Consider the following 24,374-nt stretch of genomic DNA (forward strand, 5'->3'; position numbering starts at 1 on the left):
TTCCTTAATAAATTTAAATTTGATATTGCCCACCATTAAGATGGGCTATATAAGATGTATTTCTAGTTCTTTTTTGAAATCCACATATTAGTTGTAATAAAGTGAGTTCCGCTACCCGCTCTACCATACTCTGCTTGCTGACGTGCCATAGCAGCTTCAACATGCTCGGTATTGTTAGTACGCTCGTTATTTGGGTAGTTGATTCTACGAGGACGAGTACCGCCTGTATCTCCACCATTATGGAATGGCTCACTTGTATAATCGCTAGCTGGGATTGCCACACCTAATTGAGGATTAGCAACCTCTTCAGCAGTATACGATGGAATTTCCATAAACTCAGTTCCTGGGTAAGAAATACCTTGAGGAACAATTTCTAAGTTAGTTCTATTCCAAAGTGCAAAAGCATCATATGTAAATGTTGACATCATTGATTTCCAACGCTCTGTCCAGATAACTTCTAAATCAATAGTTTCAGACATGATATTATTGATATAAACAGAAGCCATATCGTTATAATCGATATTTACACCTTCGTGAGCAGCTTGCTTAGCCATATATTCGCGAGGTGAGTTTGACTCAGTTCCGAATAAAGTTGGATATTTATCAAATGTCATATTCAAAGCCATTTCTAAATTTGAGTTCACATCTCCTGGAACGCTCCATCCTCTTTGTGCTGCTTCTGCTAAAATATAGTAAGTTTCGTCGCCACCAAACACAACAATCGGAGCTTCTTGATGTCCAATAGTTTCTGGATTAACTGATGCAACTGTGTGATATTGTACATACTCAGGAGAACCTGTTGCAGATGTATCCAACTCAACAGTCCAATCTGCAAATAATCTATCTCCATCAACACTCATCATACCACGTATAGAATACGACTCTGTACCTCCAGCTCTAACTGGCATATAAGTTACAGGCTTCCATGGCTCACCTGGTCTTGAAGCTTGAGCAAACGCATCGTAATCTGGCATTCCTGTCCAAGCTTTCCATCCGCTATTATTAATTACCTGAGCTACAGTATAAAAGATTCTTGGATCTCTATTCTTTTGTGCTTCGCGTAACCACTCTTCACCAATATATCCATGACCCCATCCGTGTAAAGCACCACCAGAGTTTGCTCCATTAATATGGTTACCCCAGTCGCCACCAACAGCTTTGGTTTGCATAATAAAACCATCAGCAATTTCAATTGATGTAATTAATCCTGCTTGATTAGCTGCTGCCTCTTCAACAGTTTGCTGAGCCCAGCTCTCGTCAGCTGCAGAAGCACGCATCCCTAATCTTAAAATTAAAGAGTTCGCTGTTTTTGCCCAAGCCTGTTTAGCTGCATCTTGAGATAAACCTCCGAAAAAGATATCCTCTGTTCCTGTGAAAGGCTCAGCATCAGTCGTTAAAAGAATATCGCGATACTTCTTTAATGAATCTACTGAAGATTTATAAATATCTTCTTGAGAATCATAAGCTGGATAAAAAATTCCTTCGTGAAAACCTAAACCAGCTTCATGGTAAGGGATATCACCATAAAGATCAGTTATTCTTTGATATACAAATTGCATAGTAATAGTACCCATTGCAATTTTTGCTGTATTATCATTTTCAGTATCTGTTTTTAAGATTTGTAGCATATCGATACCGTGCTTAACTGCATCTTTATACATCTCCATCATTTTGGCTTCGTTGTAACCATCGTTGTTTCCTTCGAAACCTTGACCTGTTCTGTAAGCCGATTGAAGAATACCTGATAATGGACCTGCCATGATAAGGTTACTTCTTAACTCCTCGTGCGGAGATCCGTTATAACGCATCCAAGTACGAGTAAACAAATATGCTGGGTCAATTTTCTCAACTTTGTTTGGATCCGAATTGGTCTTATCAAAGTTATCTGTACAAGCAGTAGTCAGTGTTAAAACTGCTGCAAGCATTATGTATATAATTTTTTTAGTATTCATTGTTCTAGAATTTTACATTTAAGTTGAAACCATAACTTGCTGGTAATGCCATATTACCCATCTCAACACCTGCTCCACCATTTGCGATTGAGAATGATGCTTGTGGATCGATATTATCTGTAGCTTTCCAAACATATCCAAGGTTTCTGGCAAATAAGCCTACTGAAGCACCTCTTAAATATTTGTTAGTTTCGAAGAAACGAGATGGTAGTGTGTAAGAAAGGTTAATCTCTTGAATGGCAATATAAGATGCGTCGTAAACAAACTGCTCATCTACATTGGATACCGACTGGTAAAACTCTTGCGGTGTAGATGTTGTTCCTACTCCACCTAGTTCGCTTGGATACCACATACCGCCATCATATCCTTCTCTTTGTAAAGTTGACTGATGTCTACCAGTATTATAAGCAGTTGCTTCTGTTGTAGAATAAATATCTCCACCAAACTTACCATCAAACACTACAGTTGCAGACCAGTTTTTATAAGAAAATTGGTTTACCCAACCTACCATTGTTTTGTGATAAGCATTTCCAATTGTTTGTAATTCATCTGATACCATTGGTCGGCCATTAGCATCTAAAGCAATATCACCGTTGTCATCTCTTTGGTAAGTTGTACCTAAAATTTGTCCATACTCTTCACCTGGCTGTGCAACAATGTTTACACCATTACTTTCAAATAATGTTAACTGAGTTACTCCATCCGCTAAGCTAAGAACCATGTTCTCGTTATAAGCATAGTTTAATGTTGTATTCCAGCTAAAATCTTTTGTTCTAATTACCTCTGCATTTAAACTAATCTCAACTCCTGAGTTTTGAATAGAACCAGCATTAATAATTGCTCTTTCCCAACCTGAAGTTGCTGAAGTAGCTACTTGTACAATTTGATCTTTCGCAGTAGAGTTATAATAAGTAAGATCAAGTCCAACTCTATTATTGAAGAAACGTAAATCTAAACCAACTTCGTAAGACTCGTTCATCGATGGCTTTAAGTTGTCGTTAGGAATTGTTCCACCATCAATTTCAGCTGAAGGAGAGTCGCCTCCATGACCTGGATGTAAGTTACCATCCACTTTATAAAACGGACGTAACATATAAGGATCTGTATCAGAACCTACTTGTGCCCATGAAGCTCTCACTTTTCCGAAACTAAACCAAGATGGTTGATCGAATAATTCAGTAAAGATAAACGATGAACTAATAGAAGGATAAAAGTAAGAGTTGTTATCTAAAGGTAATGTTGATGACCAGTCATTACGTGCAGACAAGTCAACATAGAACATACTTTGATATCTGAATTGTGCTGTTGCGAAAAGAGAGTTAATTCTTCTTTCGCGGTATAAAGGAAAGTGCTGTCTTGTTTGACCAAAACCTGGTTTTTGTAAAGATTGATCTACAAAGTTCTCATCAAACATTTCTAACTCATCATATACATTATGCATCATGGCACCCCCAGCATTCACTGTCATACCCCAACCGTCGAAATCTTTGTTGTAGCTCAACATACCATCAACGTTAGTTTCTGAATCTGTTGCTCTAATAGTAGAAGCTCTACCTGACTCATAAAAAGGAGTTCCCATAGGCCACAGTGATTCGTTGTTGAAGAATGTTTTATCATTACCATATCTAGCCATTACGCTTAAATCATCAGTAATGGTATATTTGGCTTGTGCCATAGACATAATTCTGTCCTTTGTATATTGGTGATTGATTTCGTGTAAATTCCAATATACATTTGAGTTTCTTTCACCAAAACCAATTGGCATACCTGTTACAGGATCTTTATAATTCTTAAGGTCTGATAATGGAACGTTGTTTGGCGTACCCATTAAACTTGCACCATACGGAGAGTTACCAATCATTTGGTTAGTAGAATTCTCATTAATATATGATAATTTAGTTGTTAACTCTAACTTATCATTAAGTGCTTTTGTAGAACCATTCACCGTAATTACATTTCTATCATACTCCGTTCCTGGAACGATACCTTGATTTGTAAGGTTACTATATGACATTCTGATTGATGAAGATTCTGTATTGTGATTAACTGCAACACTATTACTTAATGTTACACCAGTTTCGTAGAAATTATTTTCATTATCGTAAAAACGATATTCTGAAGTGTTTCCTCTATAATCAGTATAAGTATCAACATCTGAATATTTAGCACCCCACATACTTGTGTTGTCTTTAGCCTCTTGCATTGAAGCTGGCGCGCTACCGAAATTACCCTGTCCATACTGATCTTGCCAGTTTGAATAAACACGAGCTTGGTCAATTGTGGTTGTAGATGAAAAATCAACCGTTGTTCCTTTTGTCCCTTTTCCTGATTTAGTTGTAATCATTACAACCCCGTTAATTGCTCTAGAACCATATAATGCAGTTGCAGAAGCTCCTTTTAATACAGAGATATTCTCAATATCATCTGCCGGAATACCTGACATACCATTACCTGAATCAATACCACCACCATCTTTATTATTGGCATCTGAATACTGATTGTTAGAAATAGGTACACCATCAACTACGTATAATGGCTCATTAGATCCATCAGCTAATGCATTACCACGGATAATTACCGATGTAGAACCTGCAGGTCCCTGTCCGGTTGAGTTAATCTGTACTCCTGAAAGACGACCAGATAATGACGACATTGGATTGGCTGCTTTAGATGTCTCAAAAGCTTCATCACCTACCTCAGCTACTGAATACCCAAGTGCCTTTTTCTCTCTTTTAATACCTAATGCTGTTACAACAACATCATCAAGTTGTTCTGAATCTCCAATTAACGTAACATCAATATTCGTTTCATCACCAACTTGCATTTCAATATTCTTATATCCAATAAAAGAATAAACAAGTACTGATTCAGCACTAGGAACATCGATAGAATACATTCCATCAATATTTGTAATCGTTCCGTTAGTAGTACCCTTAATGGTAACATTAACGCCAGGTAATCCCTCAGGATCCTCCGGAGTAGTGATCCTACCTGTTACTGTTTGCTGCGCAAATGCTGCCCCCGTAAACAGTAAAAAAATACATAACCATAGATTTTTCATGTAATGATTTTTATAAATTAATTAAGTGTGTTAGCAGGTTTGAATCATAGTAATTCATCCCCTTAATATTCTCCTGTGAGTTAGTTTCGTGTTTATGCACGTTTGCAAGTGTTAATTTTCGTTTCAATACACTAACAAATCACATGCCAAGAAATAAGAAAAGTAAAGAAATAGATTTTTATCTTTTATTTTAACATCACACAAACAGCCTATAAAACAACACTCACAAACAACATAAGCCTGTATTTACGTGACATACGAGATATTCGTTTGTTAAATAAAGTTTAACTAAAATATAAAATGTGTTATATAAAATATTAATAACACGAAGAATAACATGCGTGTTTATGCATTTTTGGTATTATATTTGATATTGATTCGAAAAACTATACCATGCAAATAAGACATTACTATATTGCAATCATACTTATTATCACTATAAGTAGTTGCAATACAACAAATATTACAACCAATGCGGATTTGCCGAATAAATACGTAAATGCATTTATCGGCACGGATGAACATGGACACACATACCCAGGTGCTCAATTACCTTTCGGGATGGTACAGTTAAGTCCAGACAATGGTCAATCAGGTTGGAACTGGGTATCAGGATATCACTATAGCGACAGTATAATTGTTGGATTTAGTCACACACACCTTAGCGGTGCGGGAATTGGAGATTTACAAGACATTTCACTAATGCCGACAATTGCCGATTTTGATATAAATACAATATATAAACAACGAGATGATAAGCCTTATGCTGCATATTATACCCACAATGATGAAGTAGCAGAACCTGGTTATTACAGTGTAAACTTTAAAGAAACAGGTATAAAAGCAGAGTTAACAGCTACTCCTCGTACAGGTTTCCATAAATATTCTTTTTCGAAAGGTAGTAATAGGAATATAGTACTTGACCTTGGATATGCTGTAAATTGGGATGCAAGTACCGAAACTGAGATTGAATATATAGATGCACATACTGTTATCGGAAAACGATATAGCACAGGCTGGGCCAAAGATCAAAGGGTATATTTCTGCGCTAAATTCTCAGAACCGATTCAAGATGTAATATCTACAGGTAATATTAACATAGCCAAAAACAAAAAAGCAACTGGCAAAGCCATTAATACATTATTTAAGTTCAAGCAAGATATTAATGAGATACTAGTTAAGGTTAGTATTTCTAGCGTTAGCAAAGAAGGTGCTATTGCAAACCTACAAACAGAGAACCAAACTTGGGATTTTAATACTGCACGCACACAGGCTGCTAATATATGGACAGAAAGCTTAAGTAACATTACTGTTGAGGGAGAAGATATTGACAAAAAAACCGTTTTTTATACAGCCTTGTATCGTTCTAAGTTAGCCCCAACTTTAGCGTCGGATGTTGACTCGCAATACAGAGGTGGAGATATAAAAGTACATAAAGCCGATGGTAGAAATCATTATTCGGGGTTATCACTTTGGGATGTTTTTAGAGCACAAAATCCATTATTAACCATTACAAACCCCGATGTTGCTGTTGATATTGCCAACACAATGTTAGCGCATTACGATGAAACTGGCATTTTACCGGTATGGGTTTTAGCAGGAAACGAAACCAATACCATGACAGGTTATCACTCCGTTTCAATGCTTGCCGAAGTTATTATGAAAAATCTTCCGGGCATTGATACTGAAAGGGCTTTTCAAGCAATGAAAGCAACCATGATGCAAGACCAACGTGGACTTAAAGAATTGAGAGAACACAACTACATCCCTTATAATTTAATGGATGAATCAGTAACCATCAGTTTAGAATTAGCTTACAATGATTACGGCGTAGCAATGGTGGCCAATAAATTGGGATACACGGATGATTACAAATATTTCTTAAATCGCTCAATGGCATACCAACATTTATTCGACGGAAGAGTTGGTTTTATGCGCGGTAAAGATTCCAATGGCAATTGGAGAGAAAACTTTGATCCTAAACACTCAGCACACAGAGTTGGAACCGATTATACAGAAGGAAATGCGTGGCAACACTCGTGGTTTGTTTTGCACGATATTCAAGGACTCGTTAATCAGTTTGAAAATGAAGATGCTTTTGAAAAACAGTTGACTCTATTATTTAACGAAAGCTCAGAGATTACAGGAGAAGATGCATCCCCAGATATCACTGGTATGATTGGGCAATATGCACATGGAAACGAACCAAGTCATCACATTGCTTATATGTATAACTATATTGGCCAAGCATGGAAAACACAAGAGTTAGTACATCAAATTATGAGAGAGCAATATCCAAATTCTCCTGATGGAATTAGCGGTAACGAAGATATGGGTCAAATGTCTGCTTGGTATGTACTAAGCGGATTGGGCTTCTACCCTGTTAACCCAACCGATGGTAATTTTATTATTGGAACACCATTATTTGCAAAAAGCTGCATTAACTTGCAAGGAAATAAACAATTTGTTATATCAACCGAAAATCATTCAGACGAAAACTTTTATATACAATCAGCAAGCTTAAATGGCAAAGAGTTAAACCGCTCGTATATTTCTTACGAAGAAATCATGAATGGCGGAGAGTTACACTTTGTAATGGGCAACAAACCCAATAAAGAATGGGCATCAGAAATAAACTCTCGCCCGCCATCAGTAAGCAACTTAAATAACTAATTTACGATGAATAGAATTATAATATTTGCTTTAGCAGTAATCATATCAGCTTGTTCTGTTAAAGATCAATCTATTGGAGATAAATCCATTGTTATTTTCAATGAGGAAGCAGTCAACTTTAATCCGGCAGAAAACTGCACAAATCTAGATGAGAAGATTATTAAAGTTGATAACGGAAGAATTATCTTAAAAAAAGTACAATTACCAAAATACAGCAAACAAGCTACAGTAAGTGTTCAGACCGAAATTAAATCAGCTGGCGATCCCTGGGATAAAACTGGTTCACTATTTTTAATTCCGCAAAGCAGTGATATTAACTTTTTATTAGACAGTGATTTTAAAGCCCAATTTGAGAATCAAAATATTGAATTTCCGGGTGTTGTACCAACAGAAAATTACAAGCCTTCGATTGAGATTTTAAGATTTATGACTCCTTTTGGAATCGGGTATTATTCTAACGATCCGAAGTTAATGAAACGTAAGCCTGTATACATCCCACATTGGGAAGAAAAAGTAGTTTGGGAGCAAGATGTAACTCAACTAATTAGCGAATTAGAAGGAGAAGTATGGATTGGGGCCTTTATTGATGTTTGGACTCAAGGAGGATATGAGTTCTCTGCCAAACTAAATTATACAGAATCGAAAGCTGAAGTAGATCCTATTACAAAAACTCAGGTAATTCCATTAGTAAATACTGTAAGGTATATTGAACCTGAAAAACTATATGATGGTTTTAGCAGAGGTAACTTAGAATACACGTTTGAATTACCCGCTAATTATAAAAGTGCACAATTACACTACATCACAACGGGTCATGGCGGTCACTCTGGTGGCGATGAATTTGTAAAAAAGGAGAACATTATCACAGTAAACAATGAAATCGTTTATAGCGATATTCCTTGGAGAGATGATTGTGCTTCGTTCAGACGTTTCAACCCGCATTCTGGTGTTTGGACAGAAAAAAGAACTGCCGTTATGGGCAACCTAAAAACAGGAGATACCAAAGAATTAGAAATTGATGAGTTTATTGCATCATCTGATTATTCTCGATCAAACTGGTGCCCAGGCTCACAAGTGGAGCCCTTTGTTATTGAACTCAACAACCTGAAAAAAGGAGAAAATACAATCTCAATTTCAATTCCTCAGGCACAACAAGAAAAGGAAAATGAATTGAACCATTGGAACGTATCCGCATACATAACACTACAATAAATTCACCTAATTATATATAATATGCACACTACAATGTTAAAGGAAGAAAGGCATCAGGAAATTCTGGATATGATAAAACAATCATCTAAAGTTTTATCATCAGAATTAAGTATAGAACTGAATGTTTCTGAAGATACCATTAGAAGAGATCTAAAAGAACTTTCGCAAAAAGGGCTTATCAGAAAAGTTCATGGCGGAGCAGTACTAAATGAATCTGCAGCATACATCCCTATGAACTATGATGATAGAAAAACTTTTGCCTTTGAAGAGAAGAAGATCATCGCACAAAAAGCCATCTCGTTATTAAAAGACGATATGCTTATTTTTATAGATGGAGGTACTACCAATCAAGAAATAGCCAGTCAATTACCCAACGATATAAATATATCGGTAATGACTAACTGTTTACCTGTTGCCATTGAATTGCTCAATAAACCAAATATTCAAACGCACTTTTTAGGAGGCCGCATATTATCAGGCGTTCCTATTACAGTTGGCGCAGATACCATTAATATATTAAATGAGGTAAATGCCGATATCTTTTTCATTGGTACAAGAAGCTTTAGCATTGAAAAAGGATTAACCGATATTGACCGAACAGAAGTTTTGGTAAAAAGAAAAATGGCCGAAAGAAGTGCCTTGGTAGTTTCTGTTGCCCTAAGTGAAAAACTTGGCTCTGTTCAAAGCTTTAATATTATACCTACCGAAAAATTAAATTACCTAATTACCGAACTCAACCCAGAGGACCAATCATTAATCAACTACAAATCCTTAGCGGGATTAACTCTGCTCTAATTTATACAGTTAAAAAGTTTATTAAAAAGCATCAATGTTTAAATTAGAAGTAAGTACATACAATATAGAAGGTGTAAAAGCAGCTTTAAAACTTGGAGTAGATCGTCTTGAATTATGTAACAACATAAAAGAGGGCGGAACAACTCCAAGTGCAGGTTTTGTTAAAGCTGCCATAGAAACAGGGCATCCTGATATATTTATAATTGTTAGGCCACGCGGTGGCGATTTTTTATACTCTGATTCAGAGTTTGAAGTAATTAAAAGTGATATTGAATTAGCCAAACTACTTGGAGTACACGGTGTAGTTTCAGGCGTTTTAAATGCCGATGGTAGTATTGATATTAAACGCACAAAAGAATTGGTTGAACTAGCTCGTCCAATGAAATTTACCTTTCATAGAGCATTTGACATGTCAAATGACCCCAAAAAATCCTTGGATGATTTGATAGAAATTGGGGTTGATATTGTGCTTAGTTCTGGTATGGAAGATACAGCTGTTGAAGGACGTAAAACCTTACAACAAATGATTCAACAAGCCAATAATCGAATTACAGTGTTAGTAGGCAGCGGCGTAAATGCTTCAAATATTGCTCAACTACAAAAAGAAACTGGCGCCACTGAGTTTCATATGTCGGCAGTGAAAGAAATAAAATCTGAGATGGAATTCTTTAATCACAGATTAAACATGGGAAATGTAGAGTCTGAAGAATACTCAAAATTAACTGTTGATACCGAAAAAATTACAGCAGCACTTTCGGTAATCAAACAACTAAAATAATCTATTATGCTCAGGATACTTCAATTATCAGTTCTAGTAACAGTTTGTTTGGCACCGCTTTTTCAATCGTGCCAATCAATGGAAGAAAATTTTTCCATTAACGATTTAGAAGCCCAATGGGAATTCTCACAAGCTGAGAGTAACGATTGGTATCCTGCAGTTGTGCCCGGAAATGTACACCTCGATTTATTTAAAAATAAAATTATCGAAGATCCATTTTATGGCAATAATGAAGAGAACTTACAATGGATTGAACATAAGGATTGGCAATACAAGGGCACCTTTTTTGTCGATCAAAAACTTCTTAGCAACCAACACATTAATTTTGAGTTTAAAGGTTTAGATACTTATGCTGACGTGAGCATAAACGGCTATCAAATTCTTTCTACTGAGAATATGTTTGTTGCTTACGAAAAGGCTGTGAAAGAGTACTTGGTTGAAGGTGAAAATACCATTCAAATATATTTTCACTCTCCCATAAAAATGGCCATGCCTGCCTTTGATAAATCCAACTTTATCTATCCGGCAGATAATGATAGGTCTGATGAACACCTGAGTGTTTTTACCCGCAAAGCACCTTACCACTATGGTTGGGATTGGGGACCACGATTTGTAACGTCGGGTATTTGGCGACCAATTTCGATTAAAGCCTGGAATGATGCACAAATTACCGATGTGCACTTTACTCAAAAGATGCTAAGTCGCAAACAAGCTCAAATTGCTTTTGATACTGAAGTAGAGTCTTCGTCTCAAATAGATGCAAAATTAAAGCTTATAGCCGATGGAGATATTGTTGCCAGCAAATCAGTAAACTTACAAAAGGGCACAAACAACATTACATTAAAATATACCATTGATGATCCTGAATTATGGTGGCCCAATGGAATGGGAGAAGCACATTTATACCATTTTGAGACACGATTAGTTATTGATGATAATATTGCCGATAAACAAAAACAAAGCATCGGACTAAGAACCATTGAAGTCATCAATGAGCCTGATTCAATTGGCGAAAGTTTCTATTTAAAGGTAAATGGCATTCCAACCTTCATTAAAGGGGTTAATGCAATTCCAAACCACTCTTTTTTAGGTGGAGTAAGAGATTCTGTTTACGATACGTATTTCGATAATGTGATTGAATCGAACATGAACATGGTTCGTATTTGGGGCGGTGGTATTTACGAAGATGATTATTTCTATAAATTGGCCAATGAAAAAGGCATATTGGTTTGGCAAGATTTTATTTTCGGATGCACCATGTATCCCTCTGATGATGCATTTTTAAACAATGTTGAAAAAGAAGCTGAATACAATATTAAGCGACTAAGAAATCACCCTTCATTAGCCATGTGGTGTGGAAACAACGAAATTAAAGTTGGCTGGGATAACTGGGGATGGCAAGAAAAATATGGCTATACCGAAGCCGACCAAAAAGAATTACTTGAGGGCTACGATAAATTATTCAACCAACTGCTTCCGCGAAAAATTAAAGAGCTTGATGCGGAACGATTCTACTACGACTCCTCTCCCATCAGCAATTGGGGCAATAAAGCCGACATGAACATTGCCGATAACCATTATTGGGGTGTTTGGTGGGGAAAACACGAGTTTGAGAAAATGAATGAGTACGTACCTCGTTTCATGAGTGAATTTGGCTTTCAATCATTCCCAAGCATGGAAACCATAAAAACATTTTCTGAAGAGAAAGATTGGGATATAGATTCTGATGTAATGCGAGCCCACCAAAAAAGCTCTATTGGTAATGTTACCATTAAAGAATACATGGAGCGCGACTACATTATGCCAAGCAACTTTCAAAATTTTGTATATCTAAATCAGGTAATGCAAGCCGAAGGAATGCGCATTGGGTTTGAGGCACACCGTCGTAACAAACCTTTTAACATGGGCACTTTATATTGGCAGTTAAACGATGTTTGGCCAGCCGTATCTTGGTCGGGAATCGACTATTTAGGCAACTGGAAAGCCATGCAATATTTTATAAAAAAAGCGTTTGAGTCAGTAATCTCTTCAGCAATAATTAACGAGGGTAATTTAAGCGTTCACATTATATCTGATAAAATTGAGGATTGCAAAGTAAGCAGTCACCTTCAAATTATTAAGTTGGATGGTACAATGGTTTGGGAGCAAAACAAAGACTTCCAATTAAAAGCGAATGAGAATAAAATAATACTTAACGAAACACTTACCTCTTTAAGCAAATCAGAAAATCTGAACGATTTAGTATTGGTACTTAATACTGCGTATGAGAAACACAATACACAATCAACCTTCTTATTTTCTAAAGTAAAAGACTTAAAACTTAGCAAAGGTAAAATCGATTATAAGATAGTTTCTAAAAACGGAATACAACAAGTAATTCTTAAGAGCAATACATTCATTAAAAACCTTGAGATAAGCACTTCTATTGAAGGACGTTGGAGCGACAACTATTTCGATTTAGTGCCTCACCAAGAGTATGTAATCGATTTTAAATCAACCAATGGTAAAACTTTATCCACCGAATCCATCACACTTAAATCAATAACTGACACATACTAATATGCATAAAACACTAAATATAATTGCACTAGCAATATTGCTTATCGCAACTTCATGTTCAAACAAGTACAGCGAACCAATTCAAAATGCGCTTGCCCAAAGTGGCAATAACGCACACGAATTAGAAATGGCTTTAGCGCATTTTAAAGGCGAGCAAAAAGAAGCACTTGAATTTTTAATTCAATACATGCCCAAACATGATTTAGAAGAATTAAGTGCAGAATATCTAATTGAGAATATTAAATATGCCTATATCGCTCGCAATGATTATGCATGGGCAAAGAATTTGGATAAGGATGTTTTCTTTAACGAAGTACTTCCTTATGCTTCATTAAACGAACGCAGAGATTATTGGCGCCCTGATTTCTATAAACGGTTTAGCAAATATGTGAGCGATGCTTCAAGTATTGAAGAGACCATTTGGGCTATTAACAACAATATTCTTAATGAGCTCAATGTAGAATATAATACCGATAGAGAAAAGCCCGACCAGAGTCCATACGAATCGATGGAACTGGGCATGGCTTCGTGTTCTGGTTTATCAATACTATTGGTTGATGCCTTTAGATCTGTTGGTATTCCGGCTCGTGTTGCCGGAACTCCCGATTGGTTTAACAACTCAGGCAACCACAATTGGGTTGAGGTTTATGTAAACGGCCAATGGCACTTTACCGAATATTATCCATCAGGTACTTTTGACGAGGCTTGGTTTTTAGAGCGTGCCGGCAAGGCCGATAAATCAAAACCTGAACAATGGATGTATGCATCATCGTTTAAGCCAACCAAACTACATTTTCCATTGGTATGGGATGATAATATAAAATACGTGCATGCCGTTGATGTTACCGATAGGTACATTGATTTATACCAAAAGGAACTGGCTAGAAATAATTCACAAAATAGCGTTGAATTACAAGTGGTAATGCTCAAAAATGAAGATTGCAGCTTAGCGGGTAACAATCGCGTTAAAGCAGAAGTAAGCCTAATTGCTAATGGAGAAACCATTAATAGCGGAGAAACAAGCGGCTCCATTGATGATATGAACCGATACTTAACTTTTAAAGTTGAGAAAGGAACTGATTTTAGCCTAAGCTTCATCAATGCCAATGGGCAGCTCGTTTCTAAAAAAATGACAGCTATTTCTGAGAACCAACAAATCATTTTGTTCCACAATCAAAAAATATAAACATGCGCAGCCTTCTTTTATTCGTAGTATTTTGCTTTGTGGCAGAAAGTTTTGCCTGCACCAACTTTTTAATTACAAATGGTGCATCAACAAGCGGAGCCAACTATATTTTTTATGCCAACGATGGAGCTTATTCTCCGGCATTCCCTGTTCATAAAGGTGGCTTGTACACAAAAACGGACAGCGTTAAAGTAGTTTCGTGGCCCAACAAAAAAGAAGGTTTTATACCAAAAGCTAAAGAAGAATACCACACCATAGGTTACCACATTAATGAGTTTAATGTTACCATTGGCGAAACTACCTTTGGCGGAAGAGAAGAACTGCACAACACCAACGAATTTTTAGAATATTGGCACCTAATGGAATTGGGTTTACAACGTTCTAAAACGGCTCGTGAAATGATTAAAGTAATCACTTCACTTGTGGAAGAATATGGTTATGGCTCAGAGGGCGAAAGCTTCTCCATTGCCGACCCCAACGAGGCTTGGATTTTAGAAATGATAGGCAAAGGTGCCAATGAAAAAGGTGCCATATGGGTAGCTGTAAAAGTGCCCGATGGATACGTGAGTGCCCATGCCAACCATGCTCGCATTGGCAAAATCGATTTTAAGGACAAAAAAAACGTAATGTACGCCAAAGATGTGGTAAGCTTTGCCAAAAAGAAAAGCTACTACAATCCTAAAACCGATGGTACATTTAGCTTTTGCGACACATACGATCCTGCTAATCCTGCCAAATTAAGATATACCGAAATGCGCGTATGGGATTTCTTCCGCAGAGTAGCGCCATCACAAAACTTTACAGCTGATTATGCACGTGGCGATAAATCTGCTGAGCGCTATCCTTTATGGATTAAACCCGATGAAAAATTATCGCTGCAAGATATAATGGATTTGAGCAGAAGTCACTACGATGGTACTGCATGGGATATGGAAAAAGGCTTTAAAGCCGGACCCCATGGCAACCCCAACCGCTCTCGTCCGCTAACATTTACTGTCGACGAAACCGAGGCTTCATGGGAACGCCCCATTTCAACGCCACTTACAGCTTATGCATTTATTGCTGAGCTAAAAGGTGATGATACTAAAACAGAATCAACAATGTGGCTGGGTTTAGACAATACCTACACCAACATTTACATGCCATTTAATGCATCTGTAAATAGTATTCCTGAGTCATATAGCAATGCCAACTTCAACGAATTCTCATGGGAATCTATGTGGTGGGTTTTCAACTTTGTGGGCAACTATGTAAATCTTCGCTATAGCGATATGATTGAAGACGTAAAAGCAAAACAAACAGAAGTACAAACAAATATTATTAATGATTACAGGGCATTAGAAGAAGAACAAACTTCCAATAACAATGTAACGCGTGCCAACAACTTTACTGAGTTTGGAAATCAAAACGCTGAAGCCTTACTAAAAGAATGGACGCAATTATCGCATCATCTAATCGTAAAATATAATGATGGTTTGGTGCGTGATGCCGATAACAGACCAAAACAAAAAGGTTATAGCAACGACTTCTATCGTAAGGCTATTGCCGATGATGAAGAACGCGTTTTACCTGTTTGGGAAAAAGAATCTGAAAACAAAGAACCACGCAATTACTAATGAACAGAAGAGTCTACATATCGTTAATCACAATTTTGTGCAGCATAGCTTTGTCAGCTCAAGACTTTAGGTTTATTGAGCCCGAGAGATACTTATGCAAAAAAATAACTGGTGATATTGTTATCAACGGCGACATCAATAAACCCGAGTGGCAAGATGCGCAGTGGACAAACCTATTTGTTGATATTGAAGGACATGATATACACAAGCCCTACTTTGAAACAATGGCTAAAATGCTTTGGAACGATGACTTTTTGTACTTCGCATTTTACATAGAGGAAGAACATATTTGGGCTACCATTAAAGATAGAGATGAAGTCATTTTTCACGATAATGATATTGAAATTTTCATTGATGCCAATGGAGATACGCACAATTACATCGAATTAGAATTGAATGCCTTAAATACTGCGTGGGATTTATATCTGGCCAAACCATATCGCGAGGCAGGCCCAGTTATTAACGAATACGACATTAAGGGCTTACAATCAGCCATAAAAATTAACGGCACCCTAAACAATCCAAATGATAAGGATGATAGTTGGACAGTAGAAGTAGCCATTCCGTGGGAAAGCATAATTTCAACAAACACACCTAAAAGATTGCCTGTTCATGGCGAAAATATGCGGATAAACTTTTCAAGAGTTCAATGGGAGTCTGAAGTTATTAATGGCACATACCACAAAAAGAAACACCCCAATACCGGACGTTTCTTACCCGAGAACAATTGGGTATGGTCGCCCATTGGCGCCATTGATATGCACCGCCCCGAACTTTGGGGAATGGTAACCTTCTTAGAATATGAAACAACGGAGGGTGACAATTTCTACGATTACGAAACCGAATTCTTACGTCAATTTATCGCTCATATTTACAAAGCGCAAAAGCAATATTTTAATTTAAACAAGCACTATGCTAAAAGCTTGGAGGCTTTAAATATCGATATTGAACTGAGCCAAAAATACCAGATTACCCTAAACACCTTAAGCCACTCTTTTGAAATAACAGGAACAACACCAGACTCAAAAACCTCTTTTCTATCGAATACTGAAGGACGATTACGAAAAATAAATTAGCACTACTATAAGTAATGAGAAAGAAGTTTTTACATATCAACGCACTTATTGCCATTGTGGCATTGCTATGCGGATGTTCCTCGCAAGAAGAGCAATCTGCATCCCAAAAGAATTGGATTTGGATTCATGCCAATGAAACTAAAACGGAACAAGAATGGAATGCTGATTTCGCAAAATACAAAACTGCGGGCATAAACGCCATCCTCATTGGTGCCAACGAAAAAGTACTGAATACAGTTATTCCTTTGGCGCATCAATTAAATATTGAGGTACACGCGTGGATGTGGACCTTAAACCGCCCAGGTGACACAACTGCTTTGCAAAATCCAGAGTGGTATTCAGTCAACCGCCTTGGCGAATCGTGTTTTGATAAACGACCTTACGTAGATTACTACCAATGGCTTTGTCCTTCAATTCCTGAAGTACAAAACCTCATCTTTACGCAAGTAAATAATTTACTTGAAATTGAAGGTTTAGATGGTATTCATTTGGATTATGTGCGCTATTGCGATGCCATTTTGCCAACCGACCTTTGGAGTAACTACAACATTGTTCAAGATAAAGTATATGCCGAATGGGATTACGGATACAACCCATCAAACCTAAAAGCTTTTGAAGCTGAATATGGTTACAGCCCACTTTCTTTAGACGATCCAAACACCGATGCCAACTGGGTAAACTTCCGATTAAATACGGTAACGCAATTGGTGAATCAAATTGCAACTATGGTGCACAGCAAAAACAAAGCACTAACAGCAGCGGTATTTCCATCGCCAGAGATGTCAAGAACTATGGTTTACCAAGCTTGGGATCAGTGGAACTTAGATGGTGCTCTTCCTATGATTTACCACAACTTTTATAAGGAAGACATTGCTTGGATTGGCGAAACAACAGCTGAAGGCGTAGCTACTGTTAACAACAAATTCCCAATTTACACGGGCTTATTTGTGCCAAACCTCGAAGGCGATTCTCTTAAAAAGGCGTTTGATACAGCACTACAATCAGGAGCCAAAGGCTGGTCTTTATTTGATGCGGCTTCTTTCGAAACTATTCACGAATCAAAAATCAACTAGATATGACTAAATTAATTTTATTCACAATACTCATTAGTCTGCTTGTGGCATGCACACCCAAACAAACTCAAGTTAAAGAAGACTTACTAAGCCTAGTAAATCCATTTATGGGAACCGATGGCCCGGGTAATACTTATCCTGGCGCACAGTTTCCTTTTGGTGCAGTGCAGTTAAGTCCCGATCATGGCTTAAGCGGATGGGATAGAATATCAGGTTACTCATACGAGGATACGATAATAAGCGGATTTAGTCATTTACACCTTAGCGGAACTGGCGCTGGTGATTTGTACGATTTATTGTTTATGCCAGTTAATAAGCGCAGCAACAGAACCATTGCAGAAAATGGCAACCGTCCTTTTTCTGTGTTTTCACACGATGAAGAAGGCGCACAACCGGGTTACTATTGGGTAAACCTTAAAGATTTTGGCATTAAAGCAGAAATGACTGCTTCGAGCCGTGGCGGTGTGCAACGTTATCATTTCCCAAAAGATGAAGGCAAAGCTATTCTTTTAGATTTAGGCTACTCGCTAAACTGGGATGGTCCAACGGATACGTACATCAAAGTAATTGATAATAAAACTCTAGTTGGATACAGAATGTCTTCAGGATGGGCTGCCGACCAACGCGTTTATTTTAAAGCTGAATTCTCTTCAGCCTTTGATTCATACAATCTATTTGCCGAAAATAAAGAGGTAAAGAACGAAGCAAAAGCTAAGCACACCAAAGTAAAGGTAAACTTCGATTCAGCAAATGCTGAGGTAATTGAAGTAAAGGTAGCCATTGCCTCATCGAGCATTGCAGGGGCTGAAGCCAACTTTGCAGCGGAGCTAGACAACAAAGATTTTGCTACTATCAAAGCTGAAGCTAGTAAAGAATGGACTGCTGAATTATCGAAAATAGATATCAGCACAACTAACGATTCTTTAAAAAGAACTTTCTATACCACATTGTATCAAACCATGTTGAATCCTCGCGTTTTCTCTGATGTAAAAGGCGATTATAAAGCTCCGAACGGAGAAGTTGAAAATGCCAGCGATTATACGCGCTACGATTTATTTTCGCTTTGGGATACCTTTAGAGCTGCGCATCCTTTATACACAATCATGCACGAAGCCCGAGTTAAGGATATGATTAAATCCTTAATGGCACATTACCACGAGAAAGGTTTATTACCAGTTTGGTCTTTCGAAGGAAACGAAACGGATATGATGATGGGTTACCACTCAGTACCTGTAATTGTAGATGCATACTTTAAAGGCATGCTTGCTGATTTTGATGCCGAGGAACTATACAAAGCCTGTAAAGCTTCTGCCATGCAGGATGCACAACGCCTTGATGAGTATAAAGAAAAAGGTTTTGTATCAACAAACAATGAGCACGAAAACTGGTCGGTATCTAAAACCATGGAATATGCCTACGATGATTGGTGTATTGCTCAATTGGCAAAGGATTTAAACAAAACTGACGACTATGCTTACTTCATGCAACGCTCGAACAATTGGGCCAATCATTACGATAGCGAAAGCACCTTTTTAAGAACCCTTGAAGCAGACGGAAGCTTTGTTAAGCATTTTATAGCCAAGGAATATACCGATGATTATTGCGAGTCGAATGCATGGCAATACTTTTGGTTTGTACCGCATAACACACAGGGCTTAATTAATAAACTAGGTTCGGCAGATCGTTTCGAAGAGAAACTCGATTCTATGTTTACCTACTATCCTACTGCGGATGATGTATTACCAATTTTCAGCACAGGTATGATTGGTCAATATGCACACGGAAACGAGCCAAGCCACCATGTTGGGTATTTATACAACTACATTGGCAAACCTTGGAAAACCCAAGAGATTGTAAAGCAAATTGCAGATACGCAATATTCGGCTACACCCGATGGACACTGCGGTAACGAAGATTGTGGTCAAATGTCGGCTTGGTATATTTATACAACTATGGGCTTTTACCCAGTTAATCCTGCTGATGGAATTTATGTTATAGGTACACCTTTAGTGGATAATGCCACTATTAAATTAGAAAGTGGTAAGGAATTTGCTATTGAAAGTATCAACCTTTCTGATGAAAATATTTACATCCAAAAAGCCACTTTAAACGGGCAAGATCTTCAAACATCTTACATCCATCATAAAGACATTATGAATGGTGGCAAATTAGTATACACAATGGGTGCAACACCTAATAAAAACTTATGGACTGATGCTAGCGCATTTCCTCCATCTGATGATTTAAAATAGTGGCATGACTAAGAGAAGAGATTTTTTAAAAATAAGCGCTTTGGGCGGATTGGCATTTGTATCCAATTCAATAAAAGCAAATATGCCTAAGGGAACTGGTTTTACAGCAACTAACGGAGGCAAACCCCTTGTTATTTCCACGTGGAACCATGGTTTAGCAGCTAATGCCAAAGCTTGGGAAGTACTCGAAGCGGGTGGCCATGCCATCGATGCGGTAGAAAAAGGCGTAATGATTCCTGAGGCTGACCCTGAGGTACGTAGCGTTGGTTATGGCGGTTATCCTGATAGAGATGGAAACGTAACCCTCGATGCTGCCATTATGGACCATGATGCCAGTACAGGAGCGGTTAGTTTCTTACAGGGCATTAAGCACCCAATCAATGTAGCTCGTTTGGTGATGGATAAAACACCACACGTAATGCTTACTGGTGAGGGCGCTCAGCAATTTGCTCGCGAGCAAGGCTTTAAGGAAGAAAACTTACTGACTGAAAAATCGAAACAAGATTGGGAAGAGTGGAAACAGAAATCGGACTATAAGCCAATCATCAATATTGAGAACCACGATACCATTGGTATGCTGGCCATTGATAAGGAAGGCAAAGTAGCAGCTTCGTGCACCACATCGGGCGCAGCCTGGAAAATGCATGGCCGCGTAGGCGACTCACCAATTGTAGGCGCTGGCTTATTTGTTGATGGAGAAGTCGGTGCTGCTACAGCCACAGGTTTAGGCGAGGCGGTTATACGCACTGCCGGAAGTGCCATTGTGGTAGAGTTAATGCGAAACGGCATGTCTCCTTTTGATGCTTGTAAAGAGGCTACTCACAGAATATACAAACGCCATAAAGGTCGTCCTGAGTTTGATTACCTGCAAGTGGGTTTTATTGCCATCAATAACAAAGGCGAATACGGTGGCTACAGCTTACGTAAAGGATTCAACTTTGCGGTACACGATGCCAATGGAGCCACTTTACAGGATGCCATTTATCATTACGAAGAATAAAAAGAACCAAAAAATTACACATATATGCACATCTTACACAAAAAGATAAAATCAGTGTTTATGAGCATGGGCCTTATAGCAATGCTAGGCTCATCTGCTACCAACGTAAGCGCACAAGATTACAGTAAATATGCCGATCCTTTTATCGGAACGGGTGGTCATGGTCATACCTTTCCAGGTGCAACCTCTCCTTTCGGATTAGTGCAATTAAGTCCGGATACAGGTGTTGAAGGTTGGGATTGGTGTTCAGGATATCATGTTTCTGATAGCTCAATCATCGGATTTTCGCACACGCATTTAAGCGGAACAGGTGGTGCCGATTATGGCGATATCCTTTTAATGCCAACTGTTGGTGCTATTAATTTCAATCCGGGCACAAAGGCCGATCCTGATGCGGGATACCGCAGTCGCTTTAGCCATAAAAACGAGAAAGCCTCGCCAGGTTATTACGCAGTACGCTTACAAGATTATCATATCAACGTAGAGTTAACTACTACTTTACGCACAGGTATGCACAAGTATACTTTCCGTGAGTCTGAGCAAAGTAATATCATCATCGATTTAAAACATGGCATTTCTGATAATGCAACAGATACAAAATTAACCGTGGTATCTGATACCAAACTTGAGGGATACCGTTTCTCGCAAGGATGGGCAGGCGACCAACGCGTTTATTTTGCCATTGAATTATCAAAACCATTTAAGGGCATCGATATTGCCAAAGATGATGTTGTGATAGATTCAAAAGAAACGGCCAACGGTAAAAATGTAAAAGCAGCTTTAAAATTTAGCACCACTGAAGGTGAAGCGATAATGGCTAAGGTGGCTATTTCTTCTGTTTCATCGGCGAATGCCTGGGAAAACATGGAAGCTGAAAACAATGCCTTCGACTTTGAAAAAACACACGCTCAAGCACGTGAGCAATGGAATAAAGAGTTTGCTAAAATTGAGGTTGAAGGAAGCGAAGACGACAAGGTTGTGTTTTATTCTGCAATGTATCATACCAAAATTCACCCAAACATTTTTGAAGATGTAAACGGCGAGTACAGAGGTATGGATATGAAAGTTCATACGGCTGACGATAGAACAAACTATACTTTATATTCGCTTTGGGATACCTTTAGAGCGCTACACCCATTGTATTCAATTATTGATACAAAGTATAACGACAACTTCATAAAATCGATGATCTCGAAATTTGAAGAGTCGGGTAAACTACCAGTTTGGGAACTTTGGAATAACGAAACCAATACAATGATTGGTTACCACTCTATCCCGGTTATTGCCGATGCTATTTTAAAAGGATATTACACTGGCGATGTTGAAAAAGCCTACGAAGCCATGTTAGTTTCAGCTAATGCTGATAACCAAGGTTTAAAGTTTTACAAGCACCAAAATTACATCCCTCGTGAGCATGAAGCTAACTCAGTATCAAAAACTGTTGAATATGCTTTTGATGATTATGCCATTGCTCAAGTAGCTAAATTTTTAGGCAAAGAGGATGACTATAAGAAGTTTACTTTACGCTCTTATAACTACAAAAACTTATTCGACCCAGAAACTAAGTTTATGCGTGGTCGCGATGAGAATGGTGTTTGGGATCCCGAATTTGATCCAATGGCCATTTCTTTATTCGGATCGGGCGACTTTACAGAAGGTAACTCTTGGCACTACTCATTTTTTGCACCGCACGATATGACTGCTATGGTGGATATGTTTGGTGGAAAAGAAGCTTTTGTGGCTAAGCTTAACGAAATGTTTGAGCAAGAAGCGGTAAACGATAATGAACATGCACACGATGTAACAGGTCTTATTGGCCAATATGCGCAAGGTAACGAGCCTTCGCATCACGTAGTGTATACTTATAACTTTGCACAACGCCCTGATAAAACACAGGAAATGATTCGCAAGGTAATGGATATGATGTACACAAGTGAGCGCGATGGTTATAGCGGTAACGAAGATACGGGCCAAATGTCGGCTTGGTATGTTTTCTCATCAATGGGTTTTTACCCAATGAACCCAGCTAGCGACCAGTATATTATTGGTAGCCCTGTGTTTGATAAAACTACCATCAATCTTGAGAACGGAAAAAGCTTTATAGTTGAGGCTAAAAATAACTCGCCAGAAAACGTATACATTAAATCGGCTACTTTAAATGGGAAAGAATACACTAAAACTTTCTTAAAGCACGCTGATATTATGAATGGTGGCCACTTGGTTTTTGAAATGAGTGCTACGCCACAAGCATGGGGTTCAAACCCTGAAGATTGTCCGGTTGAATTATCACTTAACGAAGGTGAAGAAATTGAATTTCCGCAAGCAAGAGCATTTATGCCTTACGCTAAAAATTCAAAATACACTTTCCCTGAAACACTTCCGGTTGAGTTAACTTCAGAAACTGAAGGCGTAACTATTTATTACACGCTTGATGGTTCAGAGCCAACAACAAAATCGAAGAAATATAAAAAGCCATTCACACTTAAAAAGTCAACGCAATTAAAGGCTATTTCTGTTAAGGATGGATATATTACTAGCGATGTAAAAACCATTAACTTCCGCAAGTCAATTTACAATAGCGATAATACAGGCTATCCTAAATTAACTACGGATACTAAATTAGGTAAGAGTTATAACCCTGGCATCCATACTTTAATTGATGGTATTACAGGTTCAAACAATTACACTGATGGTAAATGGACCGGTATTCAAGGTGATGATTTTAGAGGTGTAATTGACTTTGGTAAAGCAACCGATGTTAGCAGAGTTACCATTAACTTTTCGCAAAACACAGGATCGTGGATATTCCCTCCTCGTGGCATTCAGATATTAAGTTCTGAGGATGGCGAAAACTTTACTGAAGTAGCTTCAGCATCATACCCTGAAACAACAGAGCATTTAGATATTATTGTTCTAACTAAATCAATTGACGTAAAAGCCACTGGACGCTATTTAAAAGTAATCATCAAAGGTTCTGGTGATTTACCTACATGGCATGGTGGTTCTGGTTTACCATCGTATATGTTTATTGATGAAATAACTGTGGAGCAATAAAGAAATAGTAAGCTAGTTTCTAGTCAGAAGACAGAAGTTAAATTACTTTTTATAAGACAGTAGACTTTAAGTCTGACTTTCACACAC

The 24,374-nt window shown here is 37.9% G+C and carries 14 protein-coding genes; 12 read left to right on the forward strand and 2 right to left on the reverse strand.

What is annotated here, in order from left to right:
* Positions 1 to 62: 62 nt before the first annotated feature.
* Positions 63 to 1,952, reverse strand: a complete 1,890-nt coding sequence (locus QMO11_RS15390) for a SusD/RagB family nutrient-binding outer membrane lipoprotein (RefSeq protein WP_282038100.1) — start codon at positions 1,950 to 1,952, stop codon at positions 63 to 65.
* Between the two features lie 4 nt (positions 1,953 to 1,956).
* Positions 1,957 to 5,013, reverse strand: a complete 3,057-nt coding sequence (locus QMO11_RS15395; RefSeq protein WP_282038101.1) for a SusC/RagA family TonB-linked outer membrane protein — start codon at positions 5,011 to 5,013, stop codon at positions 1,957 to 1,959.
* A gap of 393 nt (positions 5,014 to 5,406) precedes the next feature.
* Here QMO11_RS15395 and QMO11_RS15400 point away from each other — a divergent pair, with 393 nt between their 5' ends.
* The 12 genes from QMO11_RS15400 to QMO11_RS15455 are packed head-to-tail and all read left to right on the forward strand — an operon-like array spanning position 5,407 to position 24,287.
* Positions 5,407 to 7,686, forward strand: coding sequence for a GH92 family glycosyl hydrolase (locus QMO11_RS15400; protein WP_282038102.1), 2,280 nt, complete (start codon positions 5,407 to 5,409; stop codon positions 7,684 to 7,686).
* A gap of 6 nt (positions 7,687 to 7,692) precedes the next feature.
* Positions 7,693 to 8,898: a peptide-N-glycosidase F-related protein gene (locus QMO11_RS15405; protein WP_282038103.1), complete on the forward strand. Its 1,206-nt coding sequence runs from the start codon at positions 7,693 to 7,695 to the stop codon at positions 8,896 to 8,898.
* A 21-nt stretch (positions 8,899 to 8,919) separates the two neighbouring features.
* Entirely contained in the window at positions 8,920 to 9,693 is a 774-nt protein-coding gene (locus QMO11_RS15410; RefSeq protein ID WP_282038104.1) for a DeoR/GlpR family DNA-binding transcription regulator, read from the forward strand.
* A 34-nt stretch (positions 9,694 to 9,727) separates the two neighbouring features.
* Positions 9,728 to 10,471, forward strand: a complete 744-nt coding sequence (locus QMO11_RS15415) for a copper homeostasis protein CutC (RefSeq protein WP_282038105.1) — start codon at positions 9,728 to 9,730, stop codon at positions 10,469 to 10,471.
* A gap of 6 nt (positions 10,472 to 10,477) precedes the next feature.
* Positions 10,478 to 13,030 (forward strand): beta-mannosidase, encoded by a 2,553-nt coding sequence (locus tag QMO11_RS15420; protein WP_282038106.1) that lies wholly within the window; start codon positions 10,478 to 10,480, stop codon positions 13,028 to 13,030.
* Between the two features lies 1 nt (position 13,031).
* Entirely contained in the window at positions 13,032 to 14,216 is a 1,185-nt protein-coding gene (locus QMO11_RS15425) for a transglutaminase-like domain-containing protein (RefSeq protein WP_282038107.1), read from the forward strand.
* A 2-nt stretch (positions 14,217 to 14,218) separates the two neighbouring features.
* Entirely contained in the window at positions 14,219 to 15,832 is a 1,614-nt protein-coding gene (locus QMO11_RS15430) for a C69 family dipeptidase (RefSeq protein ID WP_282038108.1), read from the forward strand.
* Complete coding sequence (locus QMO11_RS15435; protein ID WP_282038109.1) at positions 15,832 to 16,908, forward strand: carbohydrate-binding family 9-like protein; 1,077 nt, start codon at positions 15,832 to 15,834, stop codon at positions 16,906 to 16,908. The genes QMO11_RS15430 and QMO11_RS15435 overlap by 1 nt, the downstream gene beginning before the upstream one ends.
* 14 nt (positions 16,909 to 16,922) lie before the next feature.
* On the forward strand, positions 16,923 to 17,981 hold the full coding sequence (locus QMO11_RS15440) for a family 10 glycosylhydrolase (protein ID WP_282038110.1): 1,059 nt from the start codon (positions 16,923 to 16,925) through the stop codon (positions 17,979 to 17,981).
* A gap of 2 nt (positions 17,982 to 17,983) precedes the next feature.
* On the forward strand, positions 17,984 to 20,233 hold the full coding sequence (locus QMO11_RS15445; protein WP_282038112.1) for a GH92 family glycosyl hydrolase: 2,250 nt from the start codon (positions 17,984 to 17,986) through the stop codon (positions 20,231 to 20,233).
* A gap of 4 nt (positions 20,234 to 20,237) precedes the next feature.
* On the forward strand, positions 20,238 to 21,233 hold the full coding sequence (locus QMO11_RS15450) for an isoaspartyl peptidase/L-asparaginase family protein (RefSeq protein WP_282038114.1): 996 nt from the start codon (positions 20,238 to 20,240) through the stop codon (positions 21,231 to 21,233).
* 60 nt (positions 21,234 to 21,293) lie between these two features.
* The gene (locus QMO11_RS15455) at positions 21,294 to 24,287 is read left to right on the forward strand and encodes a GH92 family glycosyl hydrolase (protein WP_282038116.1); all 2,994 of its coding nucleotides are present in this window, start codon (positions 21,294 to 21,296) and stop codon (positions 24,285 to 24,287) included.
* Positions 24,288 to 24,374 lie beyond the last annotated feature (87 nt).

This window comes from Saccharicrinis aurantiacus, from assembly GCF_947489045.1.
GTDB lineage: Bacteria > Bacteroidota > Bacteroidia > Bacteroidales > Marinilabiliaceae > Saccharicrinis > Saccharicrinis aurantiacus.